Here is a 17,217-nt window from a genome sequence, read left to right as displayed (position 1 = left end):
AGATTTATTGGAGTTTTTATGTATTTTTCATCTTTTGTAACCACCCTACAGCATACCGGCAAAGTGACGATGCGGTTATTACAGCAAACAGATATGCCAACAGTTTGCGATTGGCTTAAGCAACCGTATGCGCACTTTTGGGGGATGCAGCAGCAAACCGAGCAACAAATAACTAAAGCGTATCAAGATATTATTGATACGCCTCATCATCAGGCATACGTGATCGAGCAAAATAATAACCTATTGGCTTTAGTTGAGCTTTATAGCCCTGAGCACGAAAGCTTAATGAAAGCGGCGTACGAGGTGGAACCTAATGATGTGGGTATGCATATTTTATTAGCGCCTAACACGGCACCTAAGCGCCATTTTAGTTTTGAAATGATGCAGTGCGTGCTGCAAAGTATTTTTGCTCAAAACAGTGCCGCCCGTGTTGTGGTTGAGCCCGACATTGCTAATAGTAAAATTCATACTTTAAATAAACGTTTGGGATTTGTTCACACCCAGCAAATTCAACTAGGCGAAAAAGCCGCTTATTTAGGCTTTTGTAATAAAGCAGCCTTTGATAGGCACAGCCAACTATTTACTGATTCGTTAGCACCTTTGCAAACTGATTACGTGATACAGCCACATTGGCAATGGGCAAATCGGCATTTACAAGCTAAAGCACTAACCGAGCTAGTGCACGAGCGTTTATTGGCCGCAGAGACAACAAAGCAAGGCTTTAAAGTGAATGTTGAAGGCGGTTACTTTATTTTTAATGGCCGTGCTATGGCACTGAATCATATAGATATAGACGAGCCAAGCTTATGCTTTTACAACCTTAACGAAGAGCTGCAGCCGCTAGATGTGTTGCACTTTTTTAGTATGCAAGGGCCTGCGCTAGGTTTAACGGGTAAGCGCCTTGCCACCTACCTTGAAGAGCTAAATGCTACTTTAGCCAGTGCGTGCTTTAAACGTGAAAATAACACTTTAACAGCGGCGCAGTTAGCTAATTTAGGGCTGCAAAAAATAGAAGCCGCAATGAGCGAAGGTCACCCTGCCTTTGTTGCTAATAATGGCCGCATTGGTTTTAGTAAAGCTGACTTTTTACGTTATGCGCCAGAAGTAGGCAAACCGTTTAAAGTACTGTGGTTAGCAGCGCATAAAGCGGTATGCGACTTTGCCCATAGTGAATACTTTGCCGATTACCCAAGCCATATAAGTGATGAGCTAGATTTAACCTCCCGAGATGCTTTTAACAAAGCGCTAAAAGCTCAAAACCTAAACCCCGATGATTACTTACTTATTCCTGCTCACCCTTGGCAGTACCAACACAAATTGAGTGTGGTATTTGCAAATGAGTTGGCAAATCAGCGATTAGTGTATTTAGGTGAAGGTGACGATTTATATCAAGCGCAACAATCAATTCGTACCTTATATAATTGCTCGCACCCGCATAAGCCGTATTTAAAAGTGGCGTTGTCGATTTTAAATATGGGATTTATGCGTGGCCTATCGCGTGCTTACATGGCGGTGACTCCTGCCATTAACGATTGGGTATTTGAAAAGGTTAGCCAAGATCAACAACTCGCAGGCGCTAATTTTACAGCGCTTAGAGAATACGCCACCTTAGGTTATGCCCATCATACGTTTGAGCAAAGCGCGCTGGGAGATACACCCTATCGTAAAATGTTTGCCTGCTTATGGCGAGAAAACCCAAACCATAATTTAAATAGTGATGAACAACTGACCACTATGGCAGCGTTATTACACTTAGATAATAATGGCCAAAGTTTAGTGGGCGAATGGATAGCGCAAAGTGGTTTGAGCACGCAGCAGTGGTTACGTGCCTACTTTAATGCCTATTTAATTCCGCTAGTACATTGTTTTTTCGCGCATAAATTAGTGTTTATGCCTCACGGCGAAAACCTCATTTTAAAGCTTAAAAATTCGGTGCCTGTGGGCGCATATATGAAAGACATAGGTGAAGAGGTTGCCTTACTTAATAGCACTGAAGTATTGCCTGCAGGGGTTGAACGTATTCATGTTTCTATGCCTAAAGAACTTGAGCTATTAAGTATATTTACCGATGTATTTGACTGTTTCTTTAGATACTTAGTGGCAATTTTAGTGCGAGAAGAGCGTATTACAGAGCATGACTTTTGGCAGTGTGTTACGCAAAGTGTTAAAGCATATCAACATGCTAATCCTGCTTTAAATGAGCGATTTAAAGAGTATGACTTTTTTAGTGATGAGTTTGCTCACTCTTGTTTAAACCGCTTACAGCTGGGTAATAATGAGCAAATGGTTGATTTAACGGATCCGGCAGGTAGTTTGCAGTTTGCTGGTAACTTAAACAACCCCGTATCGGCAAAGCTGTATGGCTAAACCGATTACCCTTGCGCAGTTTTTATATTGCCAACAACCCGTGCAACGAACTTTTAAACCGAGCTTATTATTAGTGCGCGCTTTAACAGTTCGTTGTAAGGCGCAGTACCCTACTGCGCCTAAGCAATTTATTAGTCGGCATTTGTATTTACAGCTTTGCTGGCAAGCTGTTTACGCTTATTGCTATTGGTTTGCTTGCAAGCAAAGTACGGCTGATCCCATTAACATGCCGTTAGCGGTAAATGGCGCTTATTGTCGTGGGTTTAACCTGAATAATGACGTATTAGTAAGTAAAACAGAGCAAACCAAAGCGTTTACTCATTTTATAAGCCAAGTTGGTGAATGGGTAAATACCGACTACGCGCTGGGTAAAAAAGAACAAGCACGGTTATTACTCGATTCATTAAGTAGCGCCATTGAGCGAGCTCATAGCTTAGCCCTTGCTACTACTTTACATATCAATAATTGCCATCGTCAACTGCACACCCTTATTTGTGAACACTTTAATCTTGATGCGCCATTTACTGAAAAACCCCAGCGTTTAACCTGTTGCCGCTATTATTTAGCCGGTTATAGCAAATGCCAAACCTGCCCTAAAAAGGATATTAAAACCAATGAACCAACGTCTTAAAACGATTGATCTTGCGCGTGGTGCGAGCGTTTTTATTATGATTATTGTGCATACCTTATGGATGTATGCCTCCACGACGCTTCAAAGTGAAAGCGCATTTGGTACGGTTGTGCATATACTTGGCAAAGGCACCGCCTCGTTTTTAGTGGCAATGGGGCTATCTATGGCGCTTTCGCGCAGGCAAACACCTTTGCTATTAATTAAGCGTGGCATACAGCTTTTACTACTTGCTTATTTAATGAATGCGGCCAAGTTTTGGCTGCCTATTGAAGTATTTAATACCATGCCTGAGGCATTTATAAATGCTTATGGCTGGCAAAGTCCGCTCAGTGCTGGGCAGTTACAATTTATGGTGTTAACAGGTGATATTTTACAACTGGCTGGAGTTAGCTTATTGCTGTTTGGTGTGCTTAATATTGCCCGTTGGAAAACAATATGGATTGCGGTTTTAGCCATTGCAATTGCAGTTATGAGCCAGTTTGTGAGGGGGCAACAATTTACGCTTTCACCTTATATTAGCGATTTGTTTTTTGCTAATAACTATCAGGTGTATTTTCCGGTATTTCCTTGGATAAGTGCGATATTAACGGGGTATGTACTTGGTCGTTTATATCTTAGTAACCAACAAAATGCCGATTACTTATATAAAGTATGTGCACAACTCGGTGCTGCTTTACTTGTTATTGGCGGCATGTGGTTAGCCATTGATTTTAAAGGGCAGTTTGGCAACTTTTTCCATTTAAATGGCGGCGGTATTAGCTATTTAATTGGCTTAAATTTATGTGCACTAGCGGCTATACAGTATATTTTTGCTGATAAATATAATGGCCCTATTACACGTGCCCTTTTATATGCCAGTAAACATGTAACCGCGCTCTATGTTATTCAATGGGTACTTATTTGCTGGTTTATGGGGGCGCTTGGTTATCATACCCTCAGCCTTTGGCCGACACTTTGTATGATGGTACTGATGACTTTACTTACTTTTGCTGTGCACAAGGTTTATTTAAAAAGCAAACAGAGCCTCACAGACATTACGCAAAAAGCTAAACGTACAGCTTAAGCTGTAAAGGGGCTTTACGGGCGCTGATTTAGGTGCCCTAGCCTGCTTTTATTGCATCAATAACGCAATGCATACGCTTTGCTAACGGCCTATTTCGGTGATGGCACACATAAATATTTTCGCTAATTGGTTTGGTTAAATGATGCGTTTTAATAAGCGCAGGTTTATTAAAAGCACTTACTGCGTGTGCGGGTAAAACCGTAAAACCCAGCCCTAAACTTACCGGCTCCAGTATTAAACTTATTTGGTTAGAAAACCCCGTTTGCTTAATTTGATCAACATGTTCAAATTCACTGTAGTTTTCGCTAAGTAAAAGCTGCGCGTGGTGTTTTGCATCGGGGTGGCCAATAAAGCCAAGCTCACATAAAACCTCCCACGTTGGGTTTTCTATATGTGCGGGCGTTACTAATAATAGGGATTCTTTACCAATTTTGTGGCTGGTAACTTCACTAAGGGTAGGCGCTTGAGTTAAAAAGCCAATATCGGCACTGTGATTGGCCACCGCTTGTTCAACACTGGTATTTGGAGCAAAGCGGTAATCTATAATTAGCTCCTTGTGCTCTACTTGCAGTGCTAATAGTTGATTGTAAAACTGCAGCCCGCAACTGCCTGGCGACTGTATTTTAACTAAACCGCTGTAAGGTGAATCATCTTTTAATTGCTGCTCTAAAAACTGCCATTCTTTGAGTAACTGACTACCCTGCTGATATAAATTTTGCCCCTGAACAGTAAGCGTAAATTGTTTACCGTGGCGCTCAAGCAAGGCGCAATCTACTTGCTGCTCTAACTTTTTTATATGTTGGCTTACGCCTGACTGGGTCATATAAAGGCGCTCGGCGGTTTGGGTAAAATGGTTTACCTCAACTAAAGTACAAAACGTGTTTAACCATGTCGGGTTTATCATTACAAAATATACTCAAAATGATGATTAATGATAATTTTACTTAATGTTGGTCAATTCGTAAACTCACTCCATCAACTAAACATAGTTAAGTAGGAGTATTTATTATGAGTCATACATATCCACGTAGTTTTTCGCACATTGGTATTTCAGTACCGGATGTTGAAAAAGCCGTAGAGTTTTACACTAAGGTAATGGGCTGGTACACCATAATGGAGCCTACCGTGATCACTGAAGACAACAGCCCAATTGGCGAAATGTGTACCGATGTATTTGGTCCAAATTGGGAAAAATTTAAAATAGCGCACCTTTCAACAGGCGACCGTATTGGGGTAGAAATTTTCGAATTTAAAGACCAAGAAAACCCTAAAGACAACTTTGAATACTGGAAAACCGGTATCTTCCATTTCTGTGTACAAGACCCAGATGTAGAAGGCTTAGCAGATCGTATTGTTGCTGCAGGTGGTAAAAAACGTATGCCAGAGCCACGTTACTACTACCCTGGCGAAAAGCCGTACCGCATGATCTACATGGAAGACCCGTTTGGTAACATCCTTGAGATTTACAGCCACAGTTACGAGCTTATATACAGCGCTGGTGCTTACTAACATACATGTTAGCTATTCACTTAAAGCCCTACAAATTTTTGTAGGGCTTTTTGTTTCATGTAAAGGGGATTTACAGCAGCGGCATTAATTATTTTTATAGTTTAAAACAACCGATTATTTCACGCCTTTTAATTATTAACACCTAAATTAGACATACGCTAGCCTGTTCGCTTACATCACGTTAAGATGGATGAAAATAACACAATAAGAACAATATAATGTTAACAAAAACAAATGCCTTAATTTACTTTTTAGCCTTTAGCAGTGGCTTTAGTATTATGGGAATAGAGCTGTTAGGTGGGCGAATTTTAGCACCTTACTTTGGCAGTAGCGTGCATATTTGGGGCAGTATTATTACTGTGTTTATGCTTAGCTTATCATTTGGATATTTACTGGGAGGTAAGCTGTCTATTCGTCATCCTTCGCTAACTAAATATGGGTTAATTTTTTTAGTCGCCAGTATTATGGTGGTGCCAATTGCATTGTTTGCTGAGCCAATTATGGCATTTATTTTTTCGCATATTGAAGACAGCCGCTACGGCTCGTTACTCGCCTCAACCGCGTTATTTTTTATACCTACCATTATTTTAGGCATGATCTCGCCTTACTCGGTACGTTTGCTAGTTACCAATAGTGAGCGCAGCGGCCAAGTGGCTGGCGGGCTTTATTTTGTCAGTACCTTAGGCAGTGCACTGGGCACCATTATTACCTCTTTTTATATGGTACTGGCGTTTGATGTTAACGCCATTATTTTAGGTTTTGCTGGGGTGTTGGGCACACTTGGCTTGATTGCTATTACTTTTGATAAACTTAGAGTACGAGAGGCCGTTTATGCTCAAGCTTAAATTATTGTTTATTTGTATTATGGCGCTGCTATTTTCAACTTACAGTATGAGTAATGTTGTGCATAAAGAGCGTTCTTTATATCGAAATTTATTAGTTGAAGAAACCGGTGACTTACGCTGTTTAAAGTTTGATGAAAAAACCCGACAAAGCAGTCAAAGCTGTATGTATATCAGCGACCCTAAAAAACTGGTATTTAATTATACTAAGTTGGCTTTTTCTAGTTTGTTACTGATTGATAACCCTAAAAATGTGCTCATTATTGGTTTAGGGGGCGGTACGCTTTCTAATATGATTCATGAGCTATATCCAAAGGCACACATTAAAAATGTTGAAATAGATCCCGCAGTAATTAAAGTGGCGCGCGATTATTTTAACTTTATAGAAACCGATAAGGTAACTGCTAAAGTGCAAGATGGGCGTATTTTTATTAAACGTGCGGCGCTTAAAAAGCAGCAATTTGATTGGATTATTTTAGATGCATTTAATGGCGATTACATTCCTGAGCACTTACTCACTAAAGAGTTTTTTGAAGAAATAAAAAGCGTATTAGCCGAAGACGGAATTGTTGCTGCTAACACGTTTTCATCAAGCAAACTCTATGAACATGAGTCGGCAACCTATCATGCGGTATTTGGCGATTTTATTAATGTAACAGCCAATAATAATAGTAATCGTATTATTTTAGCTGGTTATAGCAATATCCCTACAGAGCAACAAATAGCGCAGCGGGTGACGCAGCTAGCTCCGTTACTTGCCCCTTATGACGTAGATATAAAGGCAATTAGCCAGCGTATGTTTTTCACTAAAGATGGTAAAGATTGGCCAAGTGATACTAAGGTGCTAACCGATCAATACTCTCCAGCTAATTTACTTAACTTTTAGGGGTTGTTACATGGTCACTTATATCCGGTGACCGTTACTTTATTAAACAGATAATATTCTAAGGAAACGGCAATGCACATTCACTTTATTATTCATGAACATTTTGAAGCACCAGGCGCTTATGAAGCTTGGGCTAAAATGAATGGCCACACGTTGTCTTATACCCGTATTTATTTAGCTGATCCCTTACCTCAGCACACCGATGATATCGATTTTTTAATCGTAATGGGTGGGCCACAATCCCCCGCTACATCGCTTGCAGAATGCCCTTATTTTGATAGTAAAAAAGAACAAGCCTTTATTGCCAGCGCGATCACTGCAAACAAAGTGGTATTGGGCGTTTGTTTGGGGTCACAATTAATTGGTGAAGCGTTAGACGCGGCCTATCAACCCAGTCCAGAAAAAGAAATTGGTAAGTTTGCGATTACCCTCACCGATACAGGCTTGAATCATCCTTTATTTAGCCATTTTGGTAGTGAGCTTAATGTAGGGCATTGGCATAACGACATGCCAGGGCTAACTGCTACAGCCAGTATTATTGCCTATAGTGAAGGTTGTCCAAGGCAAATAGTCGCTTATAGCGATTTAGTATTTGGTTTTCAATGCCACATGGAATTGACTACCGAGGTGGTTACCCTCCTCATTGCCAACGATGATTTAAGCAATGCTCATAATTACTGCTTTGTTGAACAGCCCGAAAAGCTCTTAAGCCATGACTATAGTGAAATGAACGCTAAACTTTATACTTTTTTAGACAAGCTTGCTGCGCATTATTTGTCTAAATAAAACTTATTGACGTGAAGCTAAAATACCAATTATTTACTTAGCCTGCTAACTAATGCTAAAATTTGCTGGATATTCACAAGCAAGAGTTCCTATGAGCAGCACTATTCCTTTTCATGAAACACTCGATTTAACCTTATGCGGCAATATGGGCCGAGTGCATCGCTTATGTCGAGAAGCGGTGACATTGGCGGTTGAGCCGCTAGGTTTAACTCAGTCGCGCTGGACGGCAATGATCCACTTACATCATTTACCTTTAGGGGCAACACAACAAGCGTTGGCGACTAGCTTAGGTATTGAAATGCCCTCATTAACGCGCACCATTAAGCAATTAGAGCAGCAAAATCTGGTTATTCGACAAGTTGATGAGCACGATAAACGCAGTAAAAAATTGTACTTTACCGATGAGGGTATAAAGTTATTAGAACACTTAAAAGAGCTCACAAGCGATATTAAACAGCGTTTATATGCAGGCTTAAGCACGGAGCAGCTTGACGGTATGGCGCATAGTTTAGTGCAAATGGAAGAAAATGCGCGGCGTTGTATTGCAAGCTTATCTGGAGATAAATAAGTATGACACCCGATCAAAAATTTGCCCGCTACGTTAAAGTATCGCTCGTTGGTTTTATTGTTGTATTTTTCTATTATATTGTTGCCGATGTATGGCTGCCGGTTACGCCACAAGCACGGGTTTACCATCCGGTTGTGCAAATATCGCCGCAAATAAACGGCCGTGTTACTGATGTATTGGTCAGCAACAATCAAACGGTTAAAGCGGGTGATGTATTATTTGAAATAGACAAAAACACTTACCAACTAGCACTTGAGCAAGCGCAGCTCGCGCTTGATGATGCCAAACTGCAAAATAAACGCCTTGATACCAATGTAAAAGCGCTGGAAGCACAAATAAGTGCAGCTAACGCTAAATTGCATGAGCAGCAGCTATTAAAAAAGCGTGGCGAAACACTCTACAAACAAAACTCTATTTCGGAGCAAGAGCTTGAAAGCATTCGGGCTAATTTTGCCGCAAGCCAATCTAATTTAGCTGCCTTTGAAGCACAGTTGGCAGAAGCTGTTTTAGCGCGTGGCGATTCAGGACAAGATAACTTAGCACTGCGTCATGCGGCCAATCAGTTAGCCCAAGCTGAGCTTAATTTATCTTATACGCAAGTGCGCGCTTTAAGTGATGGCGTTGTGGCTAATTTACAGTTACTTGAAGGTTCCTATGCGGTTGCGGGTAAGCCATTACTCGCGGTTGTGGCAAAGAAAGCGGATTTGGTGGCCGATTTTCGTGAAAAGTCACTATTAAATATGCAGCCAGGCAGTTTAGCAAAAGTGGTATTTGATAGCCGACCTGGTGAAGTATTCGACGCTAAAATTGAAACCTTTGAAGCAGGTGTTAGTGACGGGCAACTTAGTGCGAATGGATTACTTAGCACCACCGAAACCAGCAACCGCTGGGTTCGCGATGCCCAGCGTCAACGTATTCATTTAGTGCTGCCAAATAACACTCAGCTTATAAATAATATGCCCAGTGGTGCGCGTGCTACTGTGCAGTTACTTCCGCAATCGGCTGTAGGTCAATGGTTGGGAACAGTACAGATCCGTTTTATTAGTTGGTTACATTACATTTATTAGTGGGGCGAGTAATGACACAACATGTTAGCCAAGCGCCACAACTCGATTCAAATGGCTTACGCCAAGCGCTTCGTATTGCTGGCGGCTGTACTATTGGTTTTACTTTGTGCAAGTTAATGAATTGGCCCAATGGAATATTTTTTACAGTTTACCCCATGTTATTACTCGGTTTAGTGCCAAGTATTAACAAAGATGTGATTCGCCAATTTGTTGCCAGTGCTGCCTACAGTGCGTTTATAGTACTTATTTTACAGGGCTTATTTTCGCATTTACCGGTGTTAATGACGCTCATTATTTTTGCTAGTTTTTGCGTGTTATTTTACTTAATGAGCTCTGGTGGTGCGTTTTTATTTGGTGCTTTGGGGGCGGTGAGTTTATCGATTCAGTTACATTTTGCCAGTCATGTTGACCAAGCTAGTAGTATTTACCCGCTTATTTTAAGTAATGGTATGGCTATATTTATTACCATTATTATTGCGCTCTTGATGCATGGCTTGTTTCCTGATGTGACAGCGCGACCAATGCGCGCTGTGCCCCATAAGGATAAAGAAAGTATTCGTCACGAGGTGCTGTTATGTGCCACGGTTGCTACTTTGTCGTTTGTGGTTTTTCAGGTGCTTGACTTGCAAGATTCAATTTCAGCGCAAGCGGCGTCTATTTTAATTTTGTTTTCGTTGTGCTTTAAAGCGGCGGGCACCGCAAGTTGGCAACGTATTATTGGTACATTGATAGGCTGTAATGCTGCATTGATTTCGCAATTAGTGCTGTATAACCATACCGACTTTTTGCTGTTTCCAGTGGCTATATTATGGATATTATCGTTTATATTCAGTCGATTTCATATTTTAGGCGGCGGTCCACCGGGTGTCGGATTTGGGGTATTAACCACCTTTGGGATTTTATTTGGTCAATCGTTAGGCCCAGGGCAAGATTTAGTATACAGCGCTTTATATCGGTTTAGCTCGGTGGCTGTTGCGGTAACGGTAAGTTTAAGCGCGGTGTATGTAGTGCATCGAATTCTTAACCGATTTAGTGTCACTCGCCATCATACCTATGACTAAATTAAAGGCTGCATTCGCAGCCCTTTTTATATGCTTAACCAGAGTTACTTAAGTTATAGCTTAATATTACCGCGGAGAGCTTTGGTTTGGCCGTGTTTGGTTTTTTTATCCATACGCTTACGCTGTGAGTTACGGCTAGGTTTGGTGGCTCGACGTGCCTTATTAACCTTAGTGGCGCTTAAAATTAGATCTTTTAGCCGTTTTAGCGCATCTTCCCTATTGAGCTCTTGAGTGCGATGGCTCTGGGCTTTAATGACCAGCACTCCTTCTTTAGTTATTCTTGAGTCGTTTAAAGCAAGCAGCCGCTCTTTATAAAACTCGGGCAATTTAGAGCGGTTAATATCAAAGCGTAAATGTATAGCACTGGCTACTTTATTGACATTTTGTCCGCCAGCGCCTTGCGAACGAATAGCGCTTAGCTCTACTTCCCATTCATCAATGGTTACTGTGTTCGAAATAGTTAACATAGTGCCCCGCTCTTTTTGCAAAAAATGTATTATAACATCAGTACATTGACTTGTGGTGAATCAAGCGGTCATTGCTATTTACAGTTAATATTTGTTAAATAAACACATAAAAACTAATTTATTCTACACTTACTATATTGTTTTTTAATTCGCTTTAATTATATGAAACAAATATCTATTTTAATGCTTTTGGTGTGTATGCTCGCTATTTCATATGCTGTTTATGCTAAATCATCACAAACATTTAGTGCTGGTGTAATTGCACAAGAACAAGTTTATCCAATCAAAGTGTTAGCTTTGGGTGATTTTCAGCGTTGCTTTGTTGTTGCAGCGCAAAAAGAAGATGCCCTGTATTCTGCGTGTTACATTAAAAAAAACGCGCAATCGATTTGGGTTGCTGAATCTGCGGGAGCGCGTTGTGAAATAAAATGTGAGTCGCATTTAAACAGTGATGGCAAAACACAGGCGCAGTACTTTACTACTGATTTATAGTAAAAATGCTGTGCCAAGGTTTCTTTATCGCGGTGGTGAGCCCTTTTATTTGTTTAATCACTTGCGTATCACAGGCTGTTTGCTTTGCATTATGAGGTCCTGACAGCATCAAATAATGGGCTTTACCTTTTATTGCTTGTTCTGCTATAAACAGTGATGGATTTTCTTTTAGCAGTTTTTTATTAACTGATTTTTTAGAGGTATATGCACCATACTGGCAAAAATAAGTCTCAGTATTTTTGGTTTCCACATTGCTCCAATCTCCTATTTTTCGCCACTGTGGTGAGCCATATCGCCTTGCATCAACCATAAAGCTGCCATGAAACGCTGGTATTGAATAAACATCATTAATGGTTTGTTGTGCTTTAGCTGCATTTTTATATGGGCCTGCAACGAGGTAATAGCTATCACGACTTTCATGCTTATATAACTGCAAAGCATAGGCTGCTTTATCAATTTTATTCGCAACAATAAGTGCCGATTGAAACTTTTTGAATACGCCTAATTGCACAAAATAAGGTGTTTGTTGGTTTGATTCAGCCGCTATTGTAGCTTGTTTAGTTAAGTTATCAGCGTTATTTGTGTATACAATAATATCTTGCAATATTATGGTATCGCCGCTTTTTTTAGTGATGACCCGCTCAGGAAGGTTTTTTATGGTTATGTTTTCTGAGAGTTGCTCATTTTTTTCTATTTCAAGTATATAATTTCCTTGAGAAACATTGGGGAAATAATAATAACCATCATATTCAGTGACCGTTGAATAATGCTTTTCGGCGTCTTTTTCTTTAAGTACAACCGTGAGTCCTGCGATAGGTTTACTCTTTTCATTGCTCGATAGATAAATAGTCCCCTCAACCTCGTTGTAGACCACTAAAGGAATATTTACTTTGGTTTGTCCGCCTCTATGAGCCAATGTTTTAATTTTCCCTAAAGAGGGCTGCAAGTAAGGATTAGACAACGATCGTAAATTAACATCTAAAACCTGGCCACCGTAACTGCTTGGTAGCAAGACCTTTCCGTCATTATTGGTGTATTTATTTCGCCATAGGTAGTTGCCAGTAAAATTAACGTCTTGAATTGGCTCATCGCCTTGATCAAAGATTTCATTTTCATTCCAATCTATGAACGAACTAACTTCTATTTGCCCGGAATTTAATGAGCGAGGAGTGTCAAAGTTAAAGTCTGCTTCTAAATGATCAAAACTAAATGTGCCATTTAAACCTAAAGATAAGCGCCAATCTCCTTGATTATCAACTTGCCCTGATACTTGTATATTAAATATCTCATGGCGGTAAGTATATTGATGATTTAAAAGCGTACTTGCCGCAGAGTTAGACTGATACGTCAGCTGGGTTTGATTAAAGGTGCTTTGTGTTTGTGGCCAGCGTAAACTACTTCTCAAACGAGTGAGTTCTGCGCCATTATTAGCCTGCCAATCTAAGGTGTTGGTCCATTTCCAAGAGGCAATATCTATTGAAGAATAAAGCCGGTTTATTAGGTTATTTGTATCGTCATCATAAAATAGTTGGCTTGACCATGTTCCTCCGACATAACTTTTATTGATGCCTAATGAGAATCGATTTTTAGTGTTCGTATTTTTACGTACTTCATTGTTCCACCTCATATTCCAGTTAAGAGAGTTAAAGAAATCAGTCCGGCCATTGAGGCTCAGTGACAGCCTATTTTTGAGTGAGTTCTCTTGTGCTACAAATAAAGCGCTAGAAAAGTTATTAAGGGCACTGTATTCAACATTAACATTGATATCGTTATAAAGTTTATTAGAAAGTAGGCCTCTAAAACCGGCAAAATAAGCATAGCCAGCATCGAGTTGTTTTGTGGCTAAAAAACGGTAACTGCCGTGATCTGTAAGTGTGTTTAGCCCAGATGATAGGTAGCTGCTGTTATTCTGGTCAGTTTGCAAATGAGTAATTTGAGCGTCATATGTAATAAACTCACTAATGCCATAAGAGAGATTACTTTTAAAGGCATTACTCATCGCTGTTGAGGAGTTGCTTGATTGATTAAAAACGCTTTTATCTGTTTCTAAAAACTCCACCTGATAGCTTATTTTTCCGGGCGATAGTGCGTCTTGCCCTATTGTATATTTTTGAGTGCGTGTAACTTGCTCGCCCTGTGAGCCAAAAAGTTTAATTTCAAAGATATTGTTGCCATAAAAAGTTTCAACATCGGTAAATCGAACCAAATTTTCGTTGTTAGCTTGAGTCGTGGCAATAAATTGGCCATTTCGATGCAGCTCTGCTTGCCAGCCTGGTAATGCCGGTTCTTCAATGGTGATAGTTGAAAAATTTTGTGCCGAATGCGGGTTAGCATTTGAAATATAAAATCCCCGGCCTTGGTTTGAGCTAGTAATAAGCTGATCTGACTGAGATTGAATATCTCCCAATTGGTAGTGAATGCGTGCCAGTGAGTGATCTTGTTCACTTAAGTTAAAGTCTTTAGTTATTTTTAAAAAGGTATTAGCGGTGTTTTCGTTTTTGTTGAATCGTAGTTCAGCTCGATGATGAAATAAGTCAAAGTAGCTATTAAGCCTGAGTAGCCCCTGATAACGATTATTAGACGATTTATAGCTTGCTGATAGCGAATATTCAGACACGGGGTAGGTTAGCGTTTGGTATTGGTCGTCTATAAAGTGGTCGTATTGCAGTGCTTTGGATTTAACTTGTTTTGTAATCTCGTTGATGACTTCGCTGTCATTATGAGTAAGCAAGCTACTCGAAAATGAAACCTGCATTAGCGAGTAATCAAAGCGCGAGTCGGTATTTAAAAGTGTATTTATAACAGATAAATCAACATAGTGGTCGTAGTCATCGACAGCCCACAATGAAACATTTTCTGAAGGGGCTAAAGCTGAGGAAAGCTCAGTATTAAGCACCAGCTCACTTGAATCAACTTTAGCAGCCAGTGTATTTTGTGACACATTTAAGCTAATTCCCATGGTTGATTTTAGGGCGCTTATGGGCAATAGCAACTTATTTGATTTTGAATAGTAAGCTTCTAAGTCGGAGACAACAGAACGGCCATTAACTCTTACATTTATAATCACAAAAGACTCCTCATCAATAGGCCATTGATAAAGAGTCGGTAACTGTTTTGCGAAGATTGCTTTGGGTGCAATTAACAGTAATGTACAAAGTAATAAGCGAGTCGCTATACCACAGCACAAGGCGTTTATGTTTAGCATTTGCTATTTGATATTAATGGGGATCGCTAACTCGATTTTACCGCCGTAGAGTTCGTTTTCTTTGTAATTGAGTGTCAAAGGCCCAGTTACTGGAGCTTGTAAAGTGATGTATACCTTGCGACGTGATAAAGGGGTATAAACGGCCACATTGGTTATTTCACCAACCATTAAATTATTTTCATCAACTAATTCAAAATTTCCATACACAGAGCGATTCCCTGTGAGTGTTTGCAAAAATGTCAAAGTTGGACGTCCATTTTGGGTAATTAATTGCGGGTTTATTAATTCTGAGTCAGCTTCTAATTGGCCATGACGAACAATAACAGGCACGCTGTAAGCAACCTTAGGTCTAATGCTTATTCCTTCAATGTCGGGGTCTTGTGACTCAGAGGCTATAATTTTAAGCACCGCTCTGTATTCGCCAACAACAAGCTCGGCTTTTTTGCGAACGGTCATTCTGATAGCTTGCATCCCTTTGGGGGCAATAGTGCCGCGACGTGGTGAAAACCGTAGCATGTTTTTGGCAGAGCGCCCTTCAACTTGTTGTGGGGTAACATCTATAAGCGCCCCTTCTTCGGTCATATCTTTATGGGTAACAACAAGTTTAAAATCGAGGTTTTTATCAGAGGTATTGCGGATAAGTAGTGAATTATTTTTAGTACGTCCATCAAAGTATAAGCGGTATTCAGACAGCGCAAGGTTGGCATTACAAATTTCAGGTAGTAAAAGAGTTAGGCAAAGGGCAGCCCAACAAAAAAGTTTAAGCATCATGGGACAACTCAACAACATGATAATAAAAAGTGGAGCGCGATGCTCCACACATTTTATTTTTAATGCGCAATTGCGCAAAAAAATAAACTGAGGCTCACTTCATAAGTTATTATTGCCTCAGCTTTCATAGTCTTATTGGAAAGACACATCTACAGTGTAATCTACAGTGTAAGCAGCGCCCGCTGTTAGTGTAGAATCAACCGTCATATCACCATATACATTAACAGTAATATCTGTTGCACTTGCATCAGTAGTGAAAGCAGACGCAACATTGTCAGCAGTTGTTACACTGGTTGTTCCATCTGTAGCCGTTGTTACTGGAGCAAAAGTTAAGTTGGTGCCTGTGCTTCCAGATACAGTAATATTCATTGCTGAATTTGGTGCTAAACCAGATACCGTAATTCCACCTAATTGAATGTTTGCATCTGACGCATCACAGTCACCCGATACAACGCCTGCATTATCCATCGAACATGTTGAGCTGGTAGCTAGACGAATTTTACCAAAGTGGAGTGCGCTATCTTCTGCAAAAGTAGGCTCAGTCCAACCGTTTACACTTGCTTGAAATGTTTGGTTAGATGCAAGTAAAGAAGTTGACGAGATTGCTAGTAAAGCGGAAGCAGCAAAGATTTTTTTATTCATAGTTTTTCCATTTTTAAAAATTATTATTTTTTACTTCCGTGCAAGTTAGTTTAGAGAGTTATCTCAATCCATTGTTTCGGATTTAAACACAATTGTTATTAAAATGAAATGATTTGTTAACATGTCTGCTGTTTTTTAGGGGGTGGGCAGTATAAAACTATTAATTTTGATCAGAAAATTGCAACAAGAAAAATAACACCAATGTTAGTTTTACTTTAGGCATATTTTAAGGCTTGGCTAGAGTGGCTTAATTGATTTTGAGCCTATAATAATGTTTATTAGCTGTTTTTTATTTTTCAGAACCATTATTTAAGCCTTGTATGGCAGTGCTATAGTTTTTTTGCTATGAGCTCTATGCTTAAACGCTAAAATACACACCTGCAACATCTATGCGAAATGTTTATTTATTAAGCATAATTTTCTCATTTTATCTTTATTGTTATTTGCACAGTTAAAGTCAGTACTAATTAAACCACAGATATTAAAGATCAGATTTTTACTAACATAGCGGTTAAAAAGTATAAAATTTAATTTTTCCTGTCTGTTTTTTCAACGTTTTGGTACTTTGTTCGCTCTCTCAGGTAGTAAGTTAGTAAAAAGTCGGTTTATTTCAGCGGAATTTTATGTTTTGTTAGTAAAATACTGATCCCGCGTTATTTGTAGAATACTTAAAGTTTAAAAGCCCTTTAATTATTAGCAGGCTGCTCATTTTATAGCTGACGTGTGTTTAGTGCGGTTATATGTATTTAGTAGATAACAACGACGCATCTAGTAAAAGCATTCCCTTAAATGTGTTGTTTTTATAGCTGATTTTTAATCTTTATATAGATCAGTATTTAACTAACTTAATTAAATATCTA

General features: G+C 39.7%; 16 protein-coding genes. 11 read left to right on the top strand and 5 right to left on the bottom strand.

All coding sequences use genetic code 11. The features are described from left to right. Positions 1-18 precede the first annotated feature (18 nt). Genes B1F84_RS15435 through B1F84_RS15425 form a run of 3 tightly spaced genes read left to right on the top strand, consistent with a single transcriptional unit; the run spans position 19 to position 4,061 of the window. Complete coding sequence (locus B1F84_RS15435; protein WP_131691980.1) at positions 19-2,367, top strand: GNAT family N-acetyltransferase; 2,349 nt, start codon at positions 19-21, stop codon at positions 2,365-2,367. Next, entirely contained in the window at positions 2,360-2,998 is a 639-nt protein-coding gene (locus B1F84_RS15430; protein WP_075170133.1) for a hypothetical protein, read from the top strand. The genes B1F84_RS15435 and B1F84_RS15430 overlap by 8 nt, the downstream gene beginning before the upstream one ends. Further along, positions 2,982-4,061: a heparan-alpha-glucosaminide N-acetyltransferase domain-containing protein gene (locus B1F84_RS15425; protein ID WP_131691979.1), complete on the top strand. Its 1,080-nt coding sequence runs from the start codon at positions 2,982-2,984 to the stop codon at positions 4,059-4,061. Before B1F84_RS15430 ends, B1F84_RS15425 begins: the two co-directional genes overlap by 17 nt. A 37-nt stretch (positions 4,062-4,098) precedes the next feature. Here B1F84_RS15425 and B1F84_RS15420 read toward each other — a convergent pair whose 3' ends face one another. Further along, the gene (locus B1F84_RS15420) at positions 4,099-4,965 is read right to left on the bottom strand and encodes a LysR family transcriptional regulator (protein WP_131691978.1); all 867 of its coding nucleotides are present in this window, start codon (positions 4,963-4,965) and stop codon (positions 4,099-4,101) included. A 104-nt stretch (positions 4,966-5,069) separates the two neighbouring features. Here B1F84_RS15420 and B1F84_RS15415 point away from each other — a divergent pair, with 104 nt between their 5' ends. The 7 genes from B1F84_RS15415 to B1F84_RS15385 all read left to right on the top strand — a co-directional run bounded on the left by B1F84_RS15415 (position 5,070) and on the right by B1F84_RS15385 (position 10,780). Beyond that, a complete protein-coding gene (locus B1F84_RS15415; RefSeq protein WP_008130525.1) occupies positions 5,070-5,570 on the top strand; it encodes a lactoylglutathione lyase family protein in 501 nt (166 codons plus the stop codon). A gap of 218 nt (positions 5,571-5,788) precedes the next feature. After that, positions 5,789-6,415, top strand: coding sequence for a fused MFS/spermidine synthase (locus B1F84_RS15410; RefSeq protein ID WP_008110797.1), 627 nt, complete (start codon positions 5,789-5,791; stop codon positions 6,413-6,415). Then, the gene (locus B1F84_RS15405) at positions 6,402-7,298 is read left to right on the top strand and encodes a fused MFS/spermidine synthase (protein ID WP_131691977.1); all 897 of its coding nucleotides are present in this window, start codon (positions 6,402-6,404) and stop codon (positions 7,296-7,298) included. The genes B1F84_RS15410 and B1F84_RS15405 overlap by 14 nt, the downstream gene beginning before the upstream one ends. A gap of 72 nt (positions 7,299-7,370) precedes the next feature. Next, a complete protein-coding gene (locus tag B1F84_RS15400; RefSeq protein ID WP_131691976.1) occupies positions 7,371-8,084 on the top strand; it encodes a type 1 glutamine amidotransferase in 714 nt (237 codons plus the stop codon). Between the two features lie 91 nt (positions 8,085-8,175). Continuing rightward, complete coding sequence (locus tag B1F84_RS15395) at positions 8,176-8,652, top strand: MarR family transcriptional regulator (RefSeq protein WP_008110790.1); 477 nt, start codon at positions 8,176-8,178, stop codon at positions 8,650-8,652. A 2-nt stretch (positions 8,653-8,654) separates the two neighbouring features. Further along, entirely contained in the window at positions 8,655-9,719 is a 1,065-nt protein-coding gene (locus B1F84_RS15390; RefSeq protein ID WP_008110789.1) for an HlyD family secretion protein, read from the top strand. Positions 9,720-9,730: 11 nt separating this feature from the next. Then, positions 9,731-10,780, top strand: a complete 1,050-nt coding sequence (locus B1F84_RS15385; protein WP_076920040.1) for a DUF2955 domain-containing protein — start codon at positions 9,731-9,733, stop codon at positions 10,778-10,780. Between the two features lie 53 nt (positions 10,781-10,833). Here the strand turns inward: B1F84_RS15385 and arfB are convergent, their stop codons facing one another. Next, on the bottom strand, positions 10,834-11,247 hold the full coding sequence (gene arfB, locus B1F84_RS15380) for an alternative ribosome rescue aminoacyl-tRNA hydrolase ArfB (RefSeq protein WP_131691975.1): 414 nt from the start codon (positions 11,245-11,247) through the stop codon (positions 10,834-10,836). A 162-nt stretch (positions 11,248-11,409) separates the two neighbouring features. On the opposite strand from arfB, the gene B1F84_RS15375 reads away from it, so the two are divergent. Then, positions 11,410-11,739, top strand: coding sequence for a hypothetical protein (locus B1F84_RS15375; RefSeq protein ID WP_131691974.1), 330 nt, complete (start codon positions 11,410-11,412; stop codon positions 11,737-11,739). Here the strand turns inward: B1F84_RS15375 and B1F84_RS15370 are convergent. The 3 genes from B1F84_RS15370 to B1F84_RS15360 all read right to left on the bottom strand — a co-directional run bounded on the left by B1F84_RS15370 (position 11,726) and on the right by B1F84_RS15360 (position 16,357). Further along, positions 11,726-14,806 carry an SPOR domain-containing protein gene (locus tag B1F84_RS15370; RefSeq protein WP_240702034.1) on the bottom strand — a complete coding sequence of 1,027 codons (3,081 nt, stop codon included), beginning with the start codon at positions 14,804-14,806 and terminating at the stop codon, positions 11,726-11,728. The two genes, B1F84_RS15375 and B1F84_RS15370, sit on opposite strands and share 14 nt — an antisense overlap. A 141-nt stretch (positions 14,807-14,947) precedes the next feature. Next, a complete protein-coding gene (locus tag B1F84_RS15365; RefSeq protein ID WP_240702033.1) occupies positions 14,948-15,715 on the bottom strand; it encodes a hypothetical protein in 768 nt (255 codons plus the stop codon). A gap of 132 nt (positions 15,716-15,847) precedes the next feature. Further along, the gene (locus tag B1F84_RS15360; protein WP_076920036.1) at positions 15,848-16,357 is read right to left on the bottom strand and encodes a hypothetical protein; all 510 of its coding nucleotides are present in this window, start codon (positions 16,355-16,357) and stop codon (positions 15,848-15,850) included. Between the last annotated feature and the right edge of the window lie 860 nt (positions 16,358-17,217).

The organism is Pseudoalteromonas sp. DL-6, from assembly GCF_004328665.1.
In the GTDB taxonomy this organism is placed as follows: Bacteria; Pseudomonadota; Gammaproteobacteria; order Enterobacterales; family Alteromonadaceae; genus Pseudoalteromonas.
The sequence above is the reverse complement of the archived record's forward strand: the minus strand, read 5'-3'. Positions and strand labels throughout refer to the sequence as shown.